Here is a 19,936-nt window from a genome sequence, read left to right as displayed (position 1 = left end):
TAGAGCGACCTAGGCCGCCGCCTCCGCGGGCGCACGTGCACCGACACGCGCGATCGCATCGCGCAGCACGTCGAGACCGGCACCCGGCTTCACACCCTGCTCGGCCAAGTGACGGCGGAAGGCGCGCGCCCCAGGCACCGCGTGAAATGCGCCGACGAAATGCCGCGTGATCGCGTGCAGCCGCGTGCCGCGCGCGAGCTGCTCCTCGATGTAGGGCATCATCGCCTCGAGCGCGTCCTGCATGGTCGCGTGCGGCGCCGGCCCGCCGAAGATTTCGCGATCGACCGCGAGCAGTCGCCATGGCTCCTGATAGGCGGCGCGGCCGAGCATCACGCCGTCGACATGCGCAAGATGCGCCTTTGCCTCGTCGATGCTCGGAATGCCGCCATTGATGATGACGGGCACATCGGGCATCGCGCGCTTGAGCCGGTAGACGCGATCATAGTCGAGCGGCGGGATATCGCGGTTCTCCTTCGGAGACAGGCCGTTGAGCCAGGCCTTGCGGGCGTGCACGATCAACGCATCGCAGCCTGCGGCGACCACCGCACGCGCGAGGGCATCGAGCGCGACCTCCGGATCCTGATGATCAATGCCGATGCGGCACTTGACCGTGACGGGAACGGCAACCACGCGCTTCATGGCGTCAACGCACCTCGCCACCAGCTCCGGCTCCGCCATCAGGCAGGCGCCGAAACGGCCTTCCTTCACACGATCGGACGGGCAGCCGACATTGAGATTGATCTCGTCATAGCCGAAGTCCTCGCCGATCCGCGCCGCCAGCGCGAGCTCCTGCGGATCCGATCCGCCGAGCTGAAGCGCCACGGGGTGCTCGACCGCGTCGAACCCAAGCAGCCGGTTCCGGTCGCCATGAATGATCGCGCCGGTCGTCAGCATCTCCGTATAGAGCAATCCCCGTCGCGTCAGTTGACGGTGGAACACCCGGCAATGCCGGTCAGTCCAATCCATCATCGGGGCCACAGAAAAGAGATAGTCTTGCGATTTCAATTATTTACCTTACATTCTCAATGGAATGAACTCGGAACATGTGCACCCCAAACTAGTCGAAATTGCACACGTTTGTACCTGCTTTGACCTCTCAGTGCACACGTAAGGCACACGAGTTGGGGGTGTGCACACGCCCGTGGCCAGCTTCACTCAGTTGCCTTCCGGGAACTGGCGCGTTCAGGTCCGCCGCAAGACCCGCTATGTGTCAGAGACCTTCCGCCGTCGCAAGGACGGTGAAAACTGGGCGCTCAATCCGCTTCCTGCAGCCAACGGCGGTGCTGCGACGCGCGCAAGCCCTGGACGACGTCGGCCATCGTGATCGGCAACTTCCGCTTTGGATGACGAGCTCATTCCTGATGCGGACGATCGCTTCAGGTCCGTCCTGCCAGCACTCCTCTCAAACGAGGTCCTTCGCTCGCAAACGCTCTGCGCTACGACGATCTGATCTGATGAATCCCAGACTGTGATGCAAACGCAACGGCGTCTGTTTTCATCAAGACGACGGCCTGTTCCGACGGATATACATCTCGGTCGAGGCCGGGTTCGCTCCGCATTCAACCGTCGAATAAGCCCATCGAGGTAAGGACTTGCCGAACATCAATCTCAAGCTCCTCCACACCTTCCTCCTCGCCGCCGAGCACGAAAGTTTTCGGAAGGCTGCGGAAGAATCCAACCGATCTCCCTCTGCGGTCAGCATGCAGATCCGCGACCTGGAGGAGCAGATCGGCGTCCTCCTTTTCCGCAGGACGCCGCAAAAGGTATTGCTCACGCCCGAGGGGCGAATTCTGTTCGAACAGGCGAAGCGAGCATTGCAGGAGGTTCAATCCGGGCTGGATCTGCTGAGCGAGTCAGTGCAGTCCCGCAGCCGCCACATCCGTATGGCCTGCGTTCCGACGCTCGCCTCTGGATGGCTTCCGAACATCCTGGCAACATTCAAGGTGCGCTATCCCAGGAGCCAGGTCCAGCTCATGGAGCTCTCCACCACGCCAATGCTTGAACTACTCAAGCGGCAGGATGTCGAGTTCGGTATTGGTCCGCAAGTCCCCGACATGGGGGACTATGAGTTCGAACCGATGCTCGAGGATCCTCTTTTTGCCTGCGTCCCGCCCGTGTTCGACGAGGGGCAAGCAAGCACAGGCTTCGCCGATCTGGTGGAAAAGCCTGTCATCCTGCTGTCGAAAACGACGGCGGTACGAGGATTGATCGACGAGACGCTTGAGACGCTTGCTGTCCGACTCGATGTTCAATTCGAAGTCCAGGCGGCCACGACGGCCGTGGCCTTGGCCGCGTCCGGCCTCGGCATCGCGATCGTGCCACGAGTTGCACTCGTGCAAGCCGGCGTGCAACGGTTTCGTGTGGTCCCGATCTCCGACCAGATCAAGCTTCGCCAAATCGGCTTGATCACCATGCGCAGCTCGGTCAGGCGTCCCAACACCGAGCAGTTGATGGCTTTGATCCGCTCGAGTTTTTCCCAGCTGCGCTAGACGCCCTCGCGCTCAGAGCAGCTTCAGAAGCGCATCGACGACCTGACTGGTCGTCGCATCGCCGCCGATGTCCCGTGTTCTCAGGGCAGCATCTTCCAACCCGGCGCGGACGGCAGCCTCGATCCTGTTCGCACCGAGGCGCAGCCGGTTGTCCCGATAGCGCTGATCGAGGCGTCTCAGCATCAGGATCGCAGCCAAGATCGTACCATAGGGGTTGGCGAGCCCCTTCCCCGCGATGTCGGGCGCCGAGCCGTGCGAAGCCTGGAAGAAGCCGATTCCATCACCGACTTCTTCCGACGGAGACATGCCCATGCCGCCAACCGTCGCGGCACCGAGATCGGAAATGATGTCACCGAACATGTTCTCAGCGACGATAACGTCGAAGTGTGATGGCTTGTTGACCAGGTGAACCGTCATCGCATCGACAAGGACGTGCTCGGCCTCAATGTCGGGATAGTCCTTGGCTACCTCGTCGAAGACGGCACGGAAGAACGCATAGGTGCGCAACACATTGGCCTTGTCGCAGCAGGTCACGCGACGCCGTCCGTCCTTGGGCGAACCGTTCCTCGTTCTGGCAAGCTCGAAGGCGAAGCGGACAATGCGTTCGATACCCTTCCTGGTCTGCACTAGCGTGTCGACGGCAACCTCTTCCCTCAGCAGCGCGCCGGCGCCGCGCGCAGCATAGAGCCCCTCGCTGTTCTCCCTGACGATAACGTAGTCGATGGCCCCCGGGCGCCCGAGCGGAGACGGAACGCCTTTGTAGAGCTTGATGGGGCGCACGTTGGCATAGAGATCGAGCTTGAAGCGAAGCGATAGCGTAAAATCCAGACCGGCTTCGGTCCCATCACGATGAACCACACCGGGGATTCCCGCCGCCCCATGAAGGATGGCATCTGCCGCACGGCAGCCCTCGAACGACTTTGCCGGGAATGATTCTCCCGTTTCAAGAAAATGCGTGGCGCCTGCTGGATACTCCTCGAACTGAAGCGTGCCGGCCTGAACGCTGGCTTGCAGCACCGCGAGCGCCGCACCGGCGACTTCGGGTCCGATGCCGTCTCCGTGCACGACGGCAATTTTGTAGTTGTCCTTCATGATACTCGCTCAGTGAGTTGAATATTCCGGGTCGTCACGTCATTTCACGGCGTCGCACCTGACCGCGAGCTCTGCTGGCTCAATCCAGCTTGATCCAGACCCCCTTCGTGTTCAGATATTCATCGAGCTGCTCGGTACCGCCCTCACGGCCATATCCGCTCATCTTGTAGCCGCCGAAGGGTAACGCAGGATCGATGGCGTGATAGGTGTTTACCCAGACCGACCCTGCGCGCAGGCTGCGTGAGACGATGTGGGCCTTGCTCACGTCGCGCGTGAAGACACCTGCCGCAAGCCCATATGGCGTCGCGTTGGCTCGTTCCACAGCCTCGTCGAGCGTGTCGAACGGCAGGGCGGAGATCACCGGACCAAATATCTCGTCGCGGGCAATCTGCATGTCGTCGGAGACGCCTGCGAACACGGTCGGCTCGACGAAGTTACCCTTGGCGAAACTCCCCTCCCTCAAGCGCCGACCTCCGGTCACGACCTTGGCACCCTCGTCGCGCCCGCTTCGCAGGAAGCCTTCGACCTTGTCGAGCTGTCGCTCGGACACGAGAGGCCCGATCTCAGTCGACGGGTCGGCTCCATCGCCGATCCTCAGCGCCGAAGCAAACTTCCCGAGTCGCTCGACCAGCTCGTCGTGGATCGCCCGCTCGACGAACAAGCGGGAACCGGCGATGCAGATCTGGCCCGAATTGGCGAATGCTGCCATCGCAGCGATGGGGACGGCCTTGTCGAGGTCAGCATCGACGCAGACGATGACGGGCGACTTTCCGCCAAGCTCGAGCGACACCCGCTTGAGGTTGCCGGCCGAGGCGCGAATGATTGCCTGGCCGGTGGCGGTGGACCCCGTGAAGACGATCTTGTCGACGGCCGAGTGTTCGGCGAGAGGCGCACCCGCCTCCTGTCCGGTGCCGGTCACCACGTTAACAACGCCGGGTGGCACGCCTGCCTCGTTCATCAGGTGTGCGATCAGCAGCGGCGTCAGCGGTGCCTCTTCGGAAGGCTTGAGGACGATCGTGCAGCCAGTCGCGAGCGCAGGTCCGATCTTCCACACAGACGCGGCCGTAGGCGCGTTCCAGGGGATGATGGCGCCGACGACACCGACGGGCTCCTTCCGCGTGAAGGAGACGATGTCGCCCGGAAGAGAATTGTCGACCGTCTGACCATGAATTGCGGTTGCCATGCCGGCGTAGTATCTGAGCATGCCGAGCACACGAAGCTTGTTGGCCCGTGTCCTGACGATCGGCATGCCCATGTCGGCCGTATCGGACTGGCTGATCTCCTCCCAATGCTTCTCGAAGAGGTCGGCGACGCGCAGGAGCAGCGCCTGCCGCTCGAACGGCTTGAAACGGCTCCACCGTCCCCCGAAGGCGCGGCGGGCGGCGGTGACAGCCGCATCGATGTCGCCGGCATCTCCGCGCGGGACACGGCCGATCACCTCGCCGGTCGCAGGATTTCGCGTCTCGAAGACTTTCCCCGAGCGGGCCTCGACCCACGCGCCATCGATAAACATCTTGCGAGTTCGGCCGTCCAAGGGAAATAGAATTTCGGCTCTTGTCACTGGTTGGTCTTCCCTGTCTTGATGATTATTTTCCGCCTAGCCAGCCGGCTTTGCCTTCCGAAGAAGCCGCGTCAGGTCCGATATATAGGATTGGCCGTGACCGTTCTCGACTACAGCCGCGATGGCGGCGCCGACGCCGTCGGCGATCGTTTTGGATACGCCGGAATTGCTGGCCATCGCCTGGTAATAGGAGATATCCTTTAGCGCATTGCCGATAGAGAACGGAACGGTACTGACGTCACCCGTCACAAGCGCCGGTGCCATACGTTGGAGCGCAGCGCCGGCCCCGCCTCCCTTGGCGAGAACGTCGACGAAGATGGCCGGATCGACACCCGCATCGGCGGCCTCCGCCGCAGCCTCACCGAGCAGTGCCATGAAGCCGATCGACACATAGTTGTGGAGCAGCTTGAACCGATGGCCAAAGCTCACCGGGCCCACATGCTCGATACCTTCGGCAAAAGAGTCGAGTACCGCGCGGACGCTCCGAAGGTCAGCTTCATTGCCACCAACCAGAAGGTTGAGCTTTCCTTCTTCCGCGTGCTTTGCGGTGCGTGTCATGGGCGCATCGAGAAAGCGTCCACCCGCCGCCTCGACCGCGGCGGCCATCCGCAACGTCGAGTCCGGCAGCGCCGTCGAGCAGTCGACAATGATGGTGCCCTTACGGAGACCAGACAGAACGCCCGCTTCGCCTGTCAGGATTGCTTCGACCTGAGGCGAACCCGTTACGCAGAGGATGATAATATCCGACGCGCTCGCGACCTCACCGGGCGTCCTGCAGGCCGTGGCCCCGAGGCTGAGGAGATCGTCAACGGGCTGATTGCCGGGATGTTCGAGAAAGACCAGAGGAAAGCTGCCCCGCGCGCGGACATTCTTTGCGATTCCATGGCCCATCAGACCTACACCGACAATTCCGACTCTCAGCATAGTCATCTCATTCATCGTTCATGCAAGCCTCTCGTGAATGGCGGCGCAGATGATCTGTTGCTCTGTCGCCTGATCGCGTCGACGATCTTGCCGCGCTTGGCGACCACGATCCGATCCGACGGCGTCAGCAATTCTGGCAGGTAAGGGCGGATCACGACGCTAGCCGAGCCCGCATCCGCAGATGCTCCGCCCGTCTCATTTGGTCGGCGCAACGTTGCGGCACCGACCCGTGGCGGCGCGACCGGAATTGAAGGCCGACGCGAAGCCGTACTCTTGCGCTGGATAGGCCGCTTGCAACCATCGTTTCCTCGCCTGCGACAGGCTTCCGCTTTTTTGATGGCCAAGATGAGCGGCGTCGTCCGGCTCCGTGCAAGGCGCTTTTTCTGACCTCCCGTTCGGTTTTTTTGATCTGCCGGCCTCCCCCACGGGTACTTCCGTCATGCCGAGGCACGCCGACGGTCCAACGAGAGCCGCAGTGTCACCCCGACGTCGACCCGTGAGAAAAACTGACACCCCGTTCAGAATTACTGCGCTACGCCAGCATTGCTTCACCACTCTGCCGAGAATTAGATCCACAAGTATCAATCATAACGAAGCCAAGTCGACTTGGCGGACAGACGGGGGAAGCCATGAGCCAGACCACCTATGCCGGTTCCGCCGGCGGTGCCGAGAGCGCCAGCAAGAGCGACATCGAAACCTCCACCATCCGCGCCATCTCCTGGCGCCTGATTCCGTTCCTGATGCTGGCCTACTTCTTCTCCTATCTCGACCGCGTCAATCTCGGCTTCGCCGCCCTCACCATGAATGCGGACCTGAAGTTCACCCCGCTGATCTTCTCCTGGGGCGCCGGCATCTTCTTCATCGGCTATTTCATCTTCGAGGTGCCGAGCAACCTGGCGCTGGAGAAATTCGGCGCCAGCCGCTGGATCGCCCGCATCATGGTGACCTGGGGCATCATCTCCGCCCTAATGGCGCTCGTCAGTGGCGTCACCAGCTTCTATGTGCTGCGCTTCCTGCTCGGCGTCGCCGAAGCCGGCTTCTTCCCCGGCATCATCCTCTATCTCACCTATTGGTATCCGGCCGAATATCGCGCCCGCTTTCTTGCGGCCTTCGCCGTCGCCGTGCCGGTCTCGACCGTGATCGGCGCGCCGATCTCGGGCCTGTTGCTCGGGCTCGATGGCATGATGGGGCTGAAAGGCTGGCAGTGGCTGTTCATCATCGAGGGCATCCCGTCGGTGCTGCTCGGCATCGTCACCTGGTTCTACCTCACCGACAAGCCGGAGAAGGCGGACTGGCTCTCGGCCGAGCAGAAGGCCTGGCTGAAGGCGAAGCTCGATTCGGAAGTAGCGGCCAAGCAGGCGGTGAAGCATTTCTCGCTCGGGGAGGCGCTGTCTTCACCGAAGGTGATCGCGCTCAGCCTGATCTATTTCGGCTTCGTCGGCGCGCTCTATGGCATGCAGTTCTGGCTGCCGCAGATCGTCAAGGCGTTCGGCCTCACCAACGCCCAGACCGGCTTCGTCACCGCGATCCCGTATCTGTTCGGCACCATCGCCATGATCCTGTGGGCGCGGCATTCGGATGCGAGCCGCGAGCGCGTCATGCATGTCGGCGCGCCGCTGCTGCTCACCGCGGTCGCCCTCGCCGTGTCCTCCCATCTGACTGATCCGACTCTCACGATGGCGGCGCTGACGATCGCCGCGATGGGCGTGTTCTGCTGCTTCGGCGTGTTCTGGACGCTGCCGACCGCCTGGCTCTCCGGCACTGCGGCCGCAGGCGCGATCGCCTTGATCAACTCGATCGGCAACCTCGCCGGCTTCGGCGGGCCGTATCTGATTGGATGGATCAAGGAAGCCACCGGCCAGACTTCGACGGGACTGCTGGTGCTCGCCGTGCTGCCCCTGATCGCAGGCATCCTCGTCTTCGTCGGTGGCCACGACAGCAAGCACGAGTTCGCCGAAAAGGGGCGGTAAGCCTTCCGTTCGGCGGATTCCTGCTAAAGGGACGGACCGCGACCCGGTCGCCATAGGAGCCGCGCGCCCGCTATACCTGCACTGAAGTCAACTTCTTCAGGCAGCGCAGCGCAAAAGATGACCGGCTGTGGCGGATGCCCGGGATGCGATAGAGCTTCTCACGCAAGAAGCGTTCATAGCCCGCGGTGCTTTCGACCGCGACTTTCACAACGTAATCGTAATCGCCGGTGGTGAGATAGGCTTCGATCACCTCCGGCAAGTTCGTGAGCAGTTGGCCGAAACGCTCGAGCATCTCCTCGTCGTGCCGATCGAGCGTCAGTTCGATGATGACTGTTTCAGGCAGGCCGAGCTTGTCCTGATTGAGCAGCGCGACGTAGCCATCGATATAGCCCTGGGTCTCCAAGCGCTTCAGCCTGTTCCAGCATGGTGTGGTGGAGAGGCCAACGCGATCGGCGAGTTGCACCGTGGTCAGGCGCGCATCCTGCTGCAGGGCGCGCAAGATCTTGCGATCGATCTCGTCAAGCCGAAGCGCATCCTTGCGCGGAGCCTTGGCCAGTCCTGTGGCACGTCCGACTGGCGCCATACCGAGAACTCCATTCTGGTCTCACGCCACACTTATAGAATATCTATGCTGCCATTCCAAGCTACACCCAGATTAAAGGAACAACAATCCTGACCTTTACCAGTACGGTATGCTGACAAAGCGAGACATATGCGGTGTTTTTTCTCGAACTTCAGACCAGCGATATGCACGCCGCACTCGGCCGCCTGCTCGACCAGACTCGCGTCGCGGGGCTTCGGCTGGCTGCGGTCAGCGCGCGCGCAGGCGCGAGCGAATGCCGCATCTCGGCTTCCATAGACATCGATGACCGCGACATCGTCGACCGGCTCGCTCGCCGTGTTGGCGCGTTGTTCTGCATCGATGCGATCGAAGTGAGAGGTGAATGCCAATGCCCGACCCCAGCCTCACACATGACGCCGTGATCCCGCGACGCGAAGCCGCTCGATCTCCGGAGTCTACGCCGTTGAAGCTGCACGTACCGGAACCAGCGGTACGCCCCGGCGGCACCCCCGATTTCTCGAACATCCGCATTCCACGCGCAGGTCAGGTCGATCGTCCCCCCGTCGACGTGGACGCCGAGGCGATACGTGACCTCGCGTTTTCCGTCATCCGCGTGCTCAACCGCGATGGCGAGGCGGTCGGTCCGTGGGCGGGGGCGCTCTCGGACAGTGAGTTGCTTGAGGGCTTACGCCACATGATGACGCTCCGCGCATTCGACGCGCGCATGCAGCTGGCGCAGCGTCAGGGCAAGACGTCGTTCTATATGCAGCATATGGGCGAAGAAGCCGTGAGCTGCGCCTTCCGCAAGGCGCTCCTTCCGGGCGACATGAATTTTCCGACGTACCGGCAGGCGGGGCTATTGATCGCCGGCGGTTATTCGCTGGTGGAGATGGCCTGTCAGATCTACTCCAACACGCACGATCCGCTGAAGGGACGCCAACTCCCGGTGATGTATTCCTCCCGGGAGCATGGCTTCTTCTCGATCTCCGGCAATCTCGCCACCCAGTATATCCAGGCGGTCGGCTGGGCGATGGCATCCGCGATCAAGAACGATACCAAAATCGCGGTTGCCTGGATCGGCGATGGGGCAACTGCCGAATCCGACTTCCATGCCGCCCTCGTGTTCGCCTCGACCTACCGCGCACCGGTCGTGCTCAACATCGTCAACAATCAGTGGGCGATCTCAACGTTCCAGGGCATCGCGCGTGGCGGCTCCGGCACGTTCGCAGCGCGCGGGCTCGGCTTCGGCATTCCGGCACTGCGTGTCGACGGCAATGACTACCTCGCTGTCCATGCGGTGGCGAAATGGGCCTGCGAGCGTGCACGCCTCAACCTCGGTCCGACCCTGATCGAGCATGTGACTTATCGCGTCGGCGCACATTCCACCTCCGACGATCCCGCAGGCTATCGGCCGAAGACGGAATCCGAGGCTTGGCCGCTGGGAGATCCTGTGATCAGGCTGAAGAACCATTTGATCGTACGCGGCGCATGGTCGGAGGAGCGGCACAAACAGGCCGAGGCCGAGATCATGGACACCGTGATCGCGGCGCAGAAGGAGGCCGAGAGCTACGGCACGCTGCATTCACCTCAGCATGCCTCGGCGCGCGACATGTTCGAAGGCGTGTTCTCGGAGATGCCGCCGCACCTGCGGCGGCAACGCCAGGAAGCCGGAGTCTGAGCGATGCCGCGCAAAACCATGATCGAAGCGATTCGCGACGCGATGGATGTGATGATGTCGCGCGACGAGGATGTCGTCGTGTTCGGCGAGGACATCGGCTATTTCGGCGGCGTGTTTCGCGCGACACAAGGCCTGCAGGCGAAATATGGAACGAGCCGCTGCTTCGATACCCCCATCAGCGAGCTCGGCATCGTCGGCATTGCCGTCGGTATGGCAGCCTATGGCCTAAAACCCTGTGTCGAGATCCAATTCGCCGATTACATGTATCCTGCCTACGATCAGATCGTCTCCGAGGCAGCGCGGCTTCGCTACCGCTCAAACAGCCAGTTCACCTGTCCGCTCGTGGTGCGCATGCCGACGGGTGGCGGCATTTTCGGGGGTCAGACTCACAGCCAGAGCCCGGAGGCATTGTTCACCCATGTCTGCGGTATCAAAACGGTCGTGCCATCGAACCCGCGGGACGCCAAGGGCCTTTTAATTTCGGCTATCGAGGATCCCGATCCCGTGATCTTTCTCGAGCCGAAGCGACTCTACAATGGCCCGTTCGATGGTCATCATGACCGGCCGGTGACGCCCTGGTCGAAGCATGATCTCGGCGAGGTCGACGACGGACATTTTGCAGTTCCCCTTGGCAGCGCCGCGATCCGCAGGCAGGGCAATGCCCTCACCATCCTCGCCTACGGCACGATGGTTCATGTCGCCGAGACCGCCGCGGCCGAGATCGGCATCGATGCCGAGATCATCGATCTCCGCTCGCTGTTGCCGCTCGATCTCGACACCATCGAAACTTCAGTCAAGAAGACAGGACGCTGCGTGATCGTGCATGAGGCGACTTTGACTTCTGGATTCGGTGCCGAACTCTGCGCGCTGGTCCAGACACGATGCTTCTATCATCTGGAGGCACCGATCGTTCGCGTCGCCGGCTGGGACACGCCCTACCCGCACGCGCAGGAATGGGACTACTTTCCAGGCCCCGCGCGAGTTGGTCGCGCGCTGATCGAAACGCTGGAGGCTTGAGATGGCCGAGCGCGTCGTCAGGTTGCCCGACGTCGGCGAAGGCATCGCCGAAGCCGAGCTCGTGGAATGGCATGTGAAGGTCGGTGATATCGTACGTGAGGACGCCGTGCTCGGCGCCGTGATGACCGACAAGGCGACGGTCGAAATCCCCTCGCCGGCAGACGGACGCGTCACCTGGCTCGCCGGCAACGTGGGCGACTTGCTCGCCATCGGCTCGGATTTCGTTCGGCTGGAGGTAGATGGCGAGAGCGAGCAGGCACCGAAGACGGCCGAGCTCGCATCGCCTGCATCAAGCGTGGGGGCTCAATCGCCCCGTCATGCCGCAAGCGCCCCGCGCGCGACGGCGAACGCACCACCCAATGGGATGAAATCGCAGCCCGGCGCGGCGCCGCTCCACCATGCGGCCAACCGGCCCCTGGCCGCTCCTGCGGTTCGTCTTCGTGCGCGCGAAGCAGGCATCGACTTGCATCAGATCCGCGGTACGGGCCCCGCTGGCCGGATCACCCACGACGATCTTGACGCCCACTTGACGCATGGCCGCACCGGAACCAGGGCAACGCCGAATCCGGCGCAAACTGCCGTGACCGACATCAAGGTCGTCGGTCTGCGCCGCAAGATCGCCGAGAAGATGTCAATTGCGAGCTCGCGCATTCCGCACATCACTTACGTCGAAGAGGTCGACGTCACCTCGCTCGAGGAGTTGCGCGCCAAGGTCAACGGCCAGAAGCGGCCAAACAAGCCCAAGCTCACTTTGTTGCCGTTCCTGATGCGCGCCATGGTGCGCGCAATTGCCGAGCAGCCGCATCTCAATGCCCATTTCGACGACGAGGCCGGGATCGTGCACCAGCATGCTGGCGTCCATGTCGGGATCGCCACGCAGACGCCGACAGGACTCGTGGTCCCCGTCGTCCGGCACACGGAAGCGCGCGATATCTGGGATTGCGCCAGCGAGGTCGCCCGGCTCGCCGAAGCGGCTCGCAATGGCAACGCCACCCGCGACGAACTCACGGGATCGACCATCACCATCACATCGCTCGGCGCCTTGGGCGGGTTAGCCACGACCCCCATCATCAATCACCCGGAGGTCGCGATCGTCGGCGTCAACCGGATCGCCATCCGCCCGCACTGGGACGGCGCCGCCTTCGTGCCGCGCCAGATGATGAATCTGTCCTCTAGCTTCGATCATCGCGTGATCGACGGCTTTGATGCCGCGCAATTCGTCCAACGCATCAAACTGCTGCTGGAAACGCCGGCGATGATCTTCATTGATTCGTAGAACGATGACCGAAAGCACCTGCAAGCTCCTTATCATCGGCGCCGGCCCCGGCGGCTACACCTGCGCAATTCGTGCCGGCCAGCTCGGCATCGATACGATCATTGTCGAAGCGGAAAAACCGGGCGGCACCTGTCTCAATGTCGGCTGCATTCCTTCGAAGGCCTTGATCCACGCGGCCGGCGAGTATGAAACCATTACAGGTGCCGCGGAGGGCAAGAGCGCACTCGGAATTTCCTGTGCAAGGCCATCGCTCGATTTTGCCAAAACCATGGCCTGGAAAGACGGCATCGTTCGGCGCCTGAACGGGGGCGTGGCCGGCCTTCTGAAGAAAGCGGGCGTCAGGCTCATCCCCGGGAACGCTCGCTTTGTCGATGGCAAGTCCATCGAAGTCGAAACGCGATCCGGCCTACAGATGATCCGTGCCGAAACGGTGGTCATCGCGACAGGCTCTGAGCCGATCCGAATCCCGTCCTTGCCATTCGGGGACCGGGTGATCTCGTCAACCGAGGCATTGGCGCTCACCGAGATCCCGAACAGGCTTGTGGTGGTTGGCGGCGGCTACATCGGCCTCGAGCTAGGCACGGCCTTCAAGAAATTGGGCGCGGCCGTCACGGTCGTCGAGGCCGCGCCACGAATTCTGCCGCAATATGACGGCGAGCTGAGCGCGCCGGTCGGACGGCGCCTGAGCGCACTCGGCGTCACGGTGTTGACAGGCGCGAAGGCGAAGGCGCTCGCCGCGGACGGCAAGGCACTCGCAGTCGAAACCGCCAGCGGCGAGCAGACATCACTCGAAGCCGACAAGATCCTCGTTACGGTCGGTCGAAGGCCAGCAACGTCTGGCTTTGGTCTAGAGACGCTCGATCTCGACATGATCGGCCCCTTCCTCAGGATCGACGATCGATGCCGTACCTCGATGCGCGGCGTCTTCGCGATCGGCGACGTCACGGGAGAACCGATGCTCGCGCATCGCGCCATCGCACAAGGCGAGATGGTCGCAGAGATTGTCGCCGGCCGCCGCCGTGCCTGGGACCGGGTTTCGATCCCTGCGATCTGCTTCACCGATCCCGAGATCGTCACCGTCGGCCTGGCACCGAGCGAGGCGAGCGGCCAAGGCTTCGACGTCAAGACGGACCTCTTTCCGTTCAAGGCGAATGGTCGCGCACTGACCTTGGAACGGGAGGACGGCTTCATCCGGACCGTGGCGCGAGCGGACAACCATCTCCTGCTTGGAATCCAGGGTGTCGGAGCCGGCATCGCGGAGCTTTCTGCAACCTTCAGTCTTGCGCTGGAGATGGGCGCGCGGCTCGAAGACATCGCGATGACGATCCACGCGCACCCAACCCAAAGCGAGGGCTTTCACGAGGCGGCGCTGAAATCGCTGGGACATGCGATTCATATCTGAACGTATAGGCGCGCTGGTATCAACTGCGATCGACAGCATCATGCCACCGACCGGCTACGGACGGGGCGCCACGCCAACCAACACCACGATCAGAAGTACCGTTGATCTTGCGAACCACATTGGACGTTGCAGGATTTTTCTTGATCTCCCGGTGCACACGTCATGCACACGCGCCCCTCTAACCGATGGAAAAACTTGAACTCTCGCTCCAATCATGAGCCAATTTGAGTGAGCTCCGGCAAACAGGGTCTCACGAGATCATATGCACATGGTTGCCTGACCGGTGGGAATGTCGTGGTTCGAACAGGACTTCCACGCTGACGTATCGATCCACGATCGGTAGCCGGCCCGCGCATTAGCCTGAATGCGTGCCCCGGCTCACGCCGGCGTCAGAATGGAGAGAACGAGCTTGCTATTCGCGACCGATTAGTCTAAATATGCAGCATGATACGACAGACTTCGCAACGAATGCGTGGCCGCCCGAGAGAATTCGACCCGGATGAAGCTATAGAATCCGCTATGGGCGTTTTCTGGTCGACCGGTTATCACGCGACATCTCTTCCCGATTTACTTGCGGCTACAAATCTATCGCGCGGAAGCCTCTATGCCGCCTTTGGCGATAAGCACGGGCTTTTCTTGCGTGCGCTCGACCGATATATCGCCGATTCCCTGACGCGCCTCGATGCCGAGCTTGACCCGCGCAAAGATGCTCTGGAGGGCGTCCGAGCGTGCCTTGCGAGATATGTTGAGCGGACCAGCGGCGCTGGCGCCAAGCGCGGATGCCTCGTCGTGGCGACCGCGATGGAACTGGGAAGCCACGACGCCGAGGTGGAGCAGCGTATTCGCCGGTTCTTTAGGACAATGGAGACGCGGCTGACGGCGGCGTTGGGACGTGCAAAGTCCGAAGGACGACTGGCGGATGGGATTGAGCCCGCGACCGTCGCTCGTTTGCTCATGTGTGTGCTCGAAGGCATGCGTGTCGTGAGCAAGACGAACTCGGACCGCAGTGCATCGGAAGCTGCAGTCCGGATTCTCCTCGACCGCTTTGGGAAGTAGATCGTTCCATGACGACCGCGTCGTTACGCAGGCCAATTTATGGACCATATGGTCATAAAATAGCCTCCCCCACTTTCGGGGATACGGACCGGCTTCCGAACATACGATGCGTCGGGTCGCGAAAGAAGTTCGAGGAACGATCATCGGACGCTGCGGACATTATCCCGCGGAGGAGTGTCCGAGTGAGTTGGCTCGCGTCATCATCGACTTTTTGGCGAAGACGACATCGATCTCACGTTAAGCGCCCCGACGTTAAGTTCAACGAAAGGATCCAGGATGAGTTATGAGCTGAACGACTTCCGTCACCAGGTCCTGCGCGCAGGAAATGTAAATATCCATGCTGTCGTAGGTGGCCATGGATCGCCACTCGTTCTCCTCCATGGCTGGCCACAGACCTGGTGGGAATGGCGCAAGATCATGCCGGTGCTTGCCGAACGGCATACCGTGGTTGCCCTCGATCTGCGCGGAGCTGGGCATTCCGATTGTCCTCAGGGCGGCTATGACAAGGCAAGCCTGGCCGAAGACGTGCACGGCGCAATGGGAGCACTCGGTTTCGAGCGCTACGACGTCTGCGGGCATGACATCGGAGCGATGGTAGCCCTAGCCCTAGCCTTCAAGCACCGCCAAGCCGTGACGCGCCTTGCGATCCTCGATGCGCCGATGCCGGGGTGGAGCCAATGGGAGGCGAATTTCGCCGATCCGATGGTCTGGCATTTCGCGTTCCATATGAAGCGTGATCTGCCGGAGCGCCTCATCTACGGTCGCGAGTTCGACTACGTCTCGGTATTCTTCGCCGATCGCACGTTCAACCATGGTGCGCTACCGGTCGAGGAAGTGGAAGTTTATGCGCGCGCCATGGCTAAGCCCGGGAACACCCGCGGCGGCCTCGAGTGGTATCGCGCTTTTCCGGAGGACCACGCAAACGCTCTCGGCTGGAAGCGGGATCCCTTGACGATGCCGGTCCTCGGATTGGGAGGCGATCGCCGGTGGGGACCGAAGATCGTCGCCATGCTGGAGGAATTCGCCACCAATGTCTCGGGCGGAAGCATCCGGGAGTGCGGCCATTGGTTGGCGGAGGAGCGGCCGGCCGAGACGGCCAAAGCACTCCTCGAGTTCTTCGCGAAATGAAGCCGTAGGGATCGGCACTCCCGCATTGCGGCCGTCGCGATCGGCGAGAGTGCGAAGCGTCTTTCCTGGCAATGCCGGTTCGGCTGGTTCCGAGCTGCTTGTTGGAACGCGAGGCCACAGGTGTGCATCGTCGCTTCCGCGCATACCGCACGAGCTCCGCATCCCGCCGCAACGCGCAGCGCCAACTCTCCTTTTGATCCGGGGTGCAGACTACAAAAGCCCTGCGGCAGCCCAGCCGCTCCAACTCCGCTGCTAGTTCTCGCGTTCTACCAGAGCAGAACGGCACGCGGCCAGGACTTGGACGTAAGTGAAGGGAAGCATGCGCGGCACGGCTAGAGTTTCGTCCCGCTCAGCCATGCGGCGCCGCGACTATAGAGCTGGTCTACCGCCGGTCCCTTGAGACCAGGCATATCGGGTTTGACGGTGTAACCGATCCGCGTCTGCATATAGGCTAGGTGGCGGTAGCCTTCGGGGAAGCGAGCCAACAAGGCAGCGTCGAGTTCCAGCTTCGCTGCCGGAGAGACCGGGTCCATTCTATCCTTCTCATAGATCGGCTGCCGCAGCACTATTCCCCAACGACCATTCCGCTTCTCCAAAAAATCATAGAAGCGGCCGGTGCAAACGACATCGCAAGCTACACCTTCGACATCGCCGCGCTGGGAGATCGTCATTTTGGTTTGCGAAATTGCGCGGTCTCCGGCGACCTCGATCGAGATTCCGCCGAGAAAATGAAGGATGCTCACGCCCCGGGCCCAGCCATCCTGACTGACCCGAATGAACTCCTCGGCGCTTCCCTGAAACCAGGTCGCCATCATACGCCCGTCAGGATGCCACACCTGACGAAATTGCTCCCAATGACCGGCGTCGCGCCAGACGACCCAGTTCTCGAGCAGATCCCGAATCCGTCGGCGATCCGACTCGTGTACGTCCGTTGTCGCCGCTGCATCCATACCAATTATCCTTGTTCTTGCATGAGAACAAGTTCTTATATATGTACATGCGAGGGCCTGTGTCAACTCAGCGGGTGGTTTTTCCTCCCGCCTGGGCGACCCAACAGTAATTGCCGTAACAAATCATCACGGGTTTGAATCAACGCATGCTCCGCTTTGCGTTGCACTTCGGAGTTAAAGCGCGATGCCGGAATTGCGACGTTGATGGCCCCCAACGGTTCTCCGGCCGGGTCGAGCACCGGAACTCCTATGCCGACGATGCCCGGGGTCCACTCCTCAAGGGAATAGGCGAAGCCTTTGGCACGGATTTTTTCGATCTCCTGACGCAGGACCTTGACCGAATGGATGGTCTTCGGCGTCGCCCGCTCGAACTGAACACGAGCGAAATATTCCTTCTGAAAATCGCTTGGCATATGCGCCAGGATAGCTTTGCCGCCAGAGGTCGCGTAAAGCGGAGCCAGATCACCTAACCGCATATGAGTGACCAATCGATGCGGTCCGAGAACGGTCGCCACGACCTCCGCTTCGTCGCCTCTAAGAAGATTGAGCGCGCTACTTTCGCCGGTCTTACTTGTCAGTTCCGCCAGGAATGCTTCGGACAGAGTTGCTAGGTCCCGCATTCGCCCGACGCCCTGCGCCAAGCGGAGCAATGTTTCACCGAGACGGTATCCGCGACCGCCAACCGTGACCTCAACATAGCCGCGGGCAATCAGATTTTTCAGCAACTGAGAAAGGCTACTCTTGGGAATCTGCAACGTGTCCGCGATTTCGCTATGCGACATCTCGCGCCCCGCATGCGCCAACAACTCGAAAAGGTCGAGCACGCGATCGGCAGATTTTACCGCCGCCAAGCTTGTGTCACTCATAATGACATCTCCGTTCATGTATATGAACTATTCTGCCATTCTGGGGAACATGTCAACGCGATGCCGCCGCGCCGCGGGGTACCGTTGTCACGAGTGCATCATTTGGAACGTGCGCCGGCAATACTGGGGGCGCTTGCGAACCAAAAGCGCGGGGATTTGCGCTCAGTCCCGCAATTATCAATGATATTGCGCCACAGTCATGCGCTTATGACGCAAGGCGATCTCGTGCCAGCTCAATGAGCCGCGGATGCTTTCCTGAGCAAGCCTTCCCGAAAGAACGAAACTTGAGCGTCGAGCTGATAAAGCATGACTGCCTCACCAAGTTGGATCCGGCAGCCGCGCGCCTTGGCCTGTTGCAGAAATGGAGTGACCGGCGGCTTCATGACCACTTCGGCCACCATCATCTCCGGCGACAATAGCGCTGGGTCCAGTGGAAGAGGATCATCCTGACGCATCCCGAGGGGAGTCGCGTTCACGACCAGGGCTGCTCCGCTGGGGTCGGCCGTTTCAGCCGACTCGATCGCATAGTTGGCCTGCTGCAAGCGCTGCGCGAGCGCGTGGGCGCGAGTGGCAGAGACATCGAAGACGCGCACCGAAGCGCCGGCCAAAACCAGTTCCACGGCAACAGCAGAACCAGCGCCACCCGCACCAACAACGAAAGCGCTCTGCCCCTTCGGATCGAACCCGCGATCCGTCAAGCCGCGCACAAAGCCGACACCGTCGAGAATATCACCGCTCCAGGATCCATCCGCTTCGCGACGAGCCACGTTAATCGCACCGACCAGACGCGCGCGCCCGGAGGAGCGATCAACCAGTTCGGCCATCGGAATCTTGTGCGGCACGGTGATGACCAAACCATCGAGATTTCTGATCAGCTTCAGGCCGCCAAATGCTACCGGCAAGACGACGGCCGGCACATGCAGCGGCACAAGGGCCGCGTTGAGGCCGGCCTGACGCAGGCGCTGAGTCATTGGAGACGGTGCGCGCACCTGCGACACCGGGTCACCAATGAGTCCGTAGATGCGCAACTGTCCGTTGGGAAAGCCGTCATCCAGGCGAATCGCTCCCGATGCCGCGGCATCGACTAAAGGCTCAGCGCCAGCCATGGCGATACAACTCTTGCCGAGCGTCGGCCATATCGGCGTCCGGTGTTTCAGAGATTAGTTCTACGATGCTTGTCCCTGAAAAGCCGATCTCCCGCAGTGCCTGCGCGACCGCGGCGAAATCGACGGCCGACCGTCCAATTGGAGCATGGTCCCATTTGTTGCGGCTTGCATCGGAAAGATGCACTTGGCGTAGCCAGCGGCCGGCAGTGCGGATGGCTTGGCTCTGGTCTTCGCCAACGAATTCACCGTTCGCTACGTCGTAAGCAATCCCGAGCTGATCGCTGCCGAATTCCTCGAGAAACGTCACCATCTGGCGCACGGTTGGCATCGGACTCATGTGGTGATTTTCCAAGATCAAACGCACACCTGCGCGCTCCGCGTGGGGAACAAGGAATTCAAGCCCGGCCTTCAACCAACCATGCGCCGCTTCCAGCGGCGGCGGGACAAAGTTGGCTCGTCTTCCGGGAACAACGACGATCATCGGAACGCAGACCTCTTCGCAGAGGTCAATTATGTCAAGAAATTGCTGCACCGAGTATTCGCGCATCTGCAGCGTAACGCTGCATAGATTTTGATCGGTACTCGGCAAATTCAGCGAATCGAAGCTCAAGCCTTCGCCGGCGAGCAGGTTACGAAGCTTGCGACGTTGAGTTTTGTCGATGTCATAGGGCCACAAATGCGGTGGAATCGTCAGCACGTCGAAGCGACTGTAGCCCGCGCTCTTCAGACGCTGAAGAGCCGTTTCCAAGCCACATGTCTGGAGATAGGTCCATGTACTTGCGCCAAGGGAGAGAGTTTCCACAAGATGATCCTTGAATTTGACGAGAAGCAAGATTACCGCAGTGCAACGACTTTAGCC

Annotated in this window: 18 protein-coding genes; 8 read left to right on the top strand and 10 right to left on the bottom strand. The window is 61.4% G+C overall.

From position 1 onward, the window contains the following. Positions 1 to 9 precede the first annotated feature (9 nt). Positions 10 to 1,005, bottom strand: a complete 996-nt coding sequence (gene dusA, locus BDOA9_RS18915; RefSeq protein ID WP_082847843.1) for a tRNA dihydrouridine(20/20a) synthase DusA — start codon at positions 1,003 to 1,005, stop codon at positions 10 to 12. Between the two features lie 587 nt (positions 1,006 to 1,592). On the opposite strand from dusA, the gene BDOA9_RS18910 reads away from it, so the two are divergent. Next, positions 1,593 to 2,489: a LysR family transcriptional regulator gene (locus tag BDOA9_RS18910; protein WP_025035533.1), complete on the top strand. Its 897-nt coding sequence runs from the start codon at positions 1,593 to 1,595 to the stop codon at positions 2,487 to 2,489. 12 nt (positions 2,490 to 2,501) lie between these two features. Here the strand turns inward: BDOA9_RS18910 and BDOA9_RS18905 are convergent, their stop codons facing one another. The 3 genes from BDOA9_RS18905 to BDOA9_RS18895 form a co-directional block, all read right to left on the bottom strand. Next, positions 2,502 to 3,581, bottom strand: coding sequence for an isocitrate/isopropylmalate dehydrogenase family protein (locus BDOA9_RS18905; protein ID WP_025035532.1), 1,080 nt, complete (start codon positions 3,579 to 3,581; stop codon positions 2,502 to 2,504). A 79-nt stretch (positions 3,582 to 3,660) separates the two neighbouring features. Then, the gene (locus BDOA9_RS18900; RefSeq protein WP_244521491.1) at positions 3,661 to 5,094 is read right to left on the bottom strand and encodes an aldehyde dehydrogenase family protein; all 1,434 of its coding nucleotides are present in this window, start codon (positions 5,092 to 5,094) and stop codon (positions 3,661 to 3,663) included. Positions 5,095 to 5,178: 84 nt separating this feature from the next. After that, complete coding sequence (locus tag BDOA9_RS18895; protein WP_152033356.1) at positions 5,179 to 6,081, bottom strand: NAD(P)-dependent oxidoreductase; 903 nt, start codon at positions 6,079 to 6,081, stop codon at positions 5,179 to 5,181. 614 nt (positions 6,082 to 6,695) lie between these two features. Between BDOA9_RS18895 and BDOA9_RS18890 the strand changes: the two genes are divergently transcribed. Continuing rightward, positions 6,696 to 8,036 carry an MFS transporter gene (locus tag BDOA9_RS18890; protein WP_025035529.1) on the top strand — a complete coding sequence of 447 codons (1,341 nt, stop codon included), beginning with the start codon at positions 6,696 to 6,698 and terminating at the stop codon, positions 8,034 to 8,036. A 70-nt stretch (positions 8,037 to 8,106) separates the two neighbouring features. On the opposite strand, the gene BDOA9_RS18885 is transcribed toward BDOA9_RS18890, so the two are convergent. Together BDOA9_RS18885 and BDOA9_RS38035 are read right to left on the bottom strand one after the other, a co-directional pair. Further along, on the bottom strand, positions 8,107 to 8,619 hold the full coding sequence (locus tag BDOA9_RS18885) for an Lrp/AsnC family transcriptional regulator (RefSeq protein WP_025035528.1): 513 nt from the start codon (positions 8,617 to 8,619) through the stop codon (positions 8,107 to 8,109). Between the two features lie 32 nt (positions 8,620 to 8,651). Next, positions 8,652 to 8,987, bottom strand: a complete 336-nt coding sequence (locus BDOA9_RS38035) for a hypothetical protein (RefSeq protein WP_152033355.1) — start codon at positions 8,985 to 8,987, stop codon at positions 8,652 to 8,654. On the opposite strand from BDOA9_RS38035, the gene BDOA9_RS18875 reads away from it, so the two are divergent. The 6 genes from BDOA9_RS18875 to BDOA9_RS18850 all read left to right on the top strand — a co-directional run bounded on the left by BDOA9_RS18875 (position 8,987) and on the right by BDOA9_RS18850 (position 16,155). After that, the gene (locus tag BDOA9_RS18875; RefSeq protein ID WP_082847841.1) at positions 8,987 to 10,276 is read left to right on the top strand and encodes a 3-methyl-2-oxobutanoate dehydrogenase (2-methylpropanoyl-transferring) subunit alpha; all 1,290 of its coding nucleotides are present in this window, start codon (positions 8,987 to 8,989) and stop codon (positions 10,274 to 10,276) included. The two genes, BDOA9_RS38035 and BDOA9_RS18875, sit on opposite strands and share 1 nt — an antisense overlap. 3 nt (positions 10,277 to 10,279) lie before the next feature. After that, positions 10,280 to 11,293 carry an alpha-ketoacid dehydrogenase subunit beta gene (locus BDOA9_RS18870; protein WP_025035525.1) on the top strand — a complete coding sequence of 338 codons (1,014 nt, stop codon included), beginning with the start codon at positions 10,280 to 10,282 and terminating at the stop codon, positions 11,291 to 11,293. A 1-nt stretch (position 11,294) separates the two neighbouring features. Then, positions 11,295 to 12,569, top strand: a complete 1,275-nt coding sequence (locus BDOA9_RS18865) for a dihydrolipoamide acetyltransferase family protein (protein ID WP_025035524.1) — start codon at positions 11,295 to 11,297, stop codon at positions 12,567 to 12,569. Positions 12,570 to 12,573: 4 nt separating this feature from the next. After that, positions 12,574 to 13,971, top strand: coding sequence for a dihydrolipoyl dehydrogenase (gene lpdA, locus BDOA9_RS18860; RefSeq protein ID WP_025035523.1), 1,398 nt, complete (start codon positions 12,574 to 12,576; stop codon positions 13,969 to 13,971). 519 nt (positions 13,972 to 14,490) lie between these two features. Next, positions 14,491 to 15,027 (top strand): TetR/AcrR family transcriptional regulator, encoded by a 537-nt coding sequence (locus BDOA9_RS18855; RefSeq protein ID WP_152033354.1) that lies wholly within the window; start codon positions 14,491 to 14,493, stop codon positions 15,025 to 15,027. Between the two features lie 276 nt (positions 15,028 to 15,303). Next, positions 15,304 to 16,155, top strand: coding sequence for an alpha/beta fold hydrolase (locus tag BDOA9_RS18850; RefSeq protein ID WP_025035521.1), 852 nt, complete (start codon positions 15,304 to 15,306; stop codon positions 16,153 to 16,155). A 332-nt stretch (positions 16,156 to 16,487) separates the two neighbouring features. Here the strand turns inward: BDOA9_RS18850 and BDOA9_RS18845 are convergent, their stop codons facing one another. The 4 genes from BDOA9_RS18845 to BDOA9_RS18830 form a co-directional block, all read right to left on the bottom strand. Continuing rightward, positions 16,488 to 17,105, bottom strand: coding sequence for a nuclear transport factor 2 family protein (locus BDOA9_RS18845; RefSeq protein WP_025035520.1), 618 nt, complete (start codon positions 17,103 to 17,105; stop codon positions 16,488 to 16,490). Positions 17,106 to 17,167: 62 nt separating this feature from the next. Further along, a complete protein-coding gene (locus BDOA9_RS18840) occupies positions 17,168 to 17,971 on the bottom strand; it encodes an IclR family transcriptional regulator (protein WP_025035519.1) in 804 nt (267 codons plus the stop codon). Positions 17,972 to 18,204: 233 nt separating this feature from the next. Next, positions 18,205 to 19,077 (bottom strand): shikimate dehydrogenase family protein, encoded by an 873-nt coding sequence (locus BDOA9_RS18835; protein WP_025035518.1) that lies wholly within the window; start codon positions 19,075 to 19,077, stop codon positions 18,205 to 18,207. Further along, positions 19,064 to 19,909, bottom strand: a complete 846-nt coding sequence (locus tag BDOA9_RS18830) for a sugar phosphate isomerase/epimerase family protein (protein WP_025035517.1) — start codon at positions 19,907 to 19,909, stop codon at positions 19,064 to 19,066. The genes BDOA9_RS18835 and BDOA9_RS18830 overlap by 14 nt, the downstream gene beginning before the upstream one ends. Positions 19,910 to 19,936: the final 27 nt, after the last annotated feature.

It is taken from the genome of Bradyrhizobium sp. DOA9 (genome assembly GCF_000617845.2).
Lineage (GTDB): Bacteria > Pseudomonadota > Alphaproteobacteria > Rhizobiales > Xanthobacteraceae > Bradyrhizobium.
This window is presented reverse-complemented; position numbering and strand designations above follow the sequence as displayed.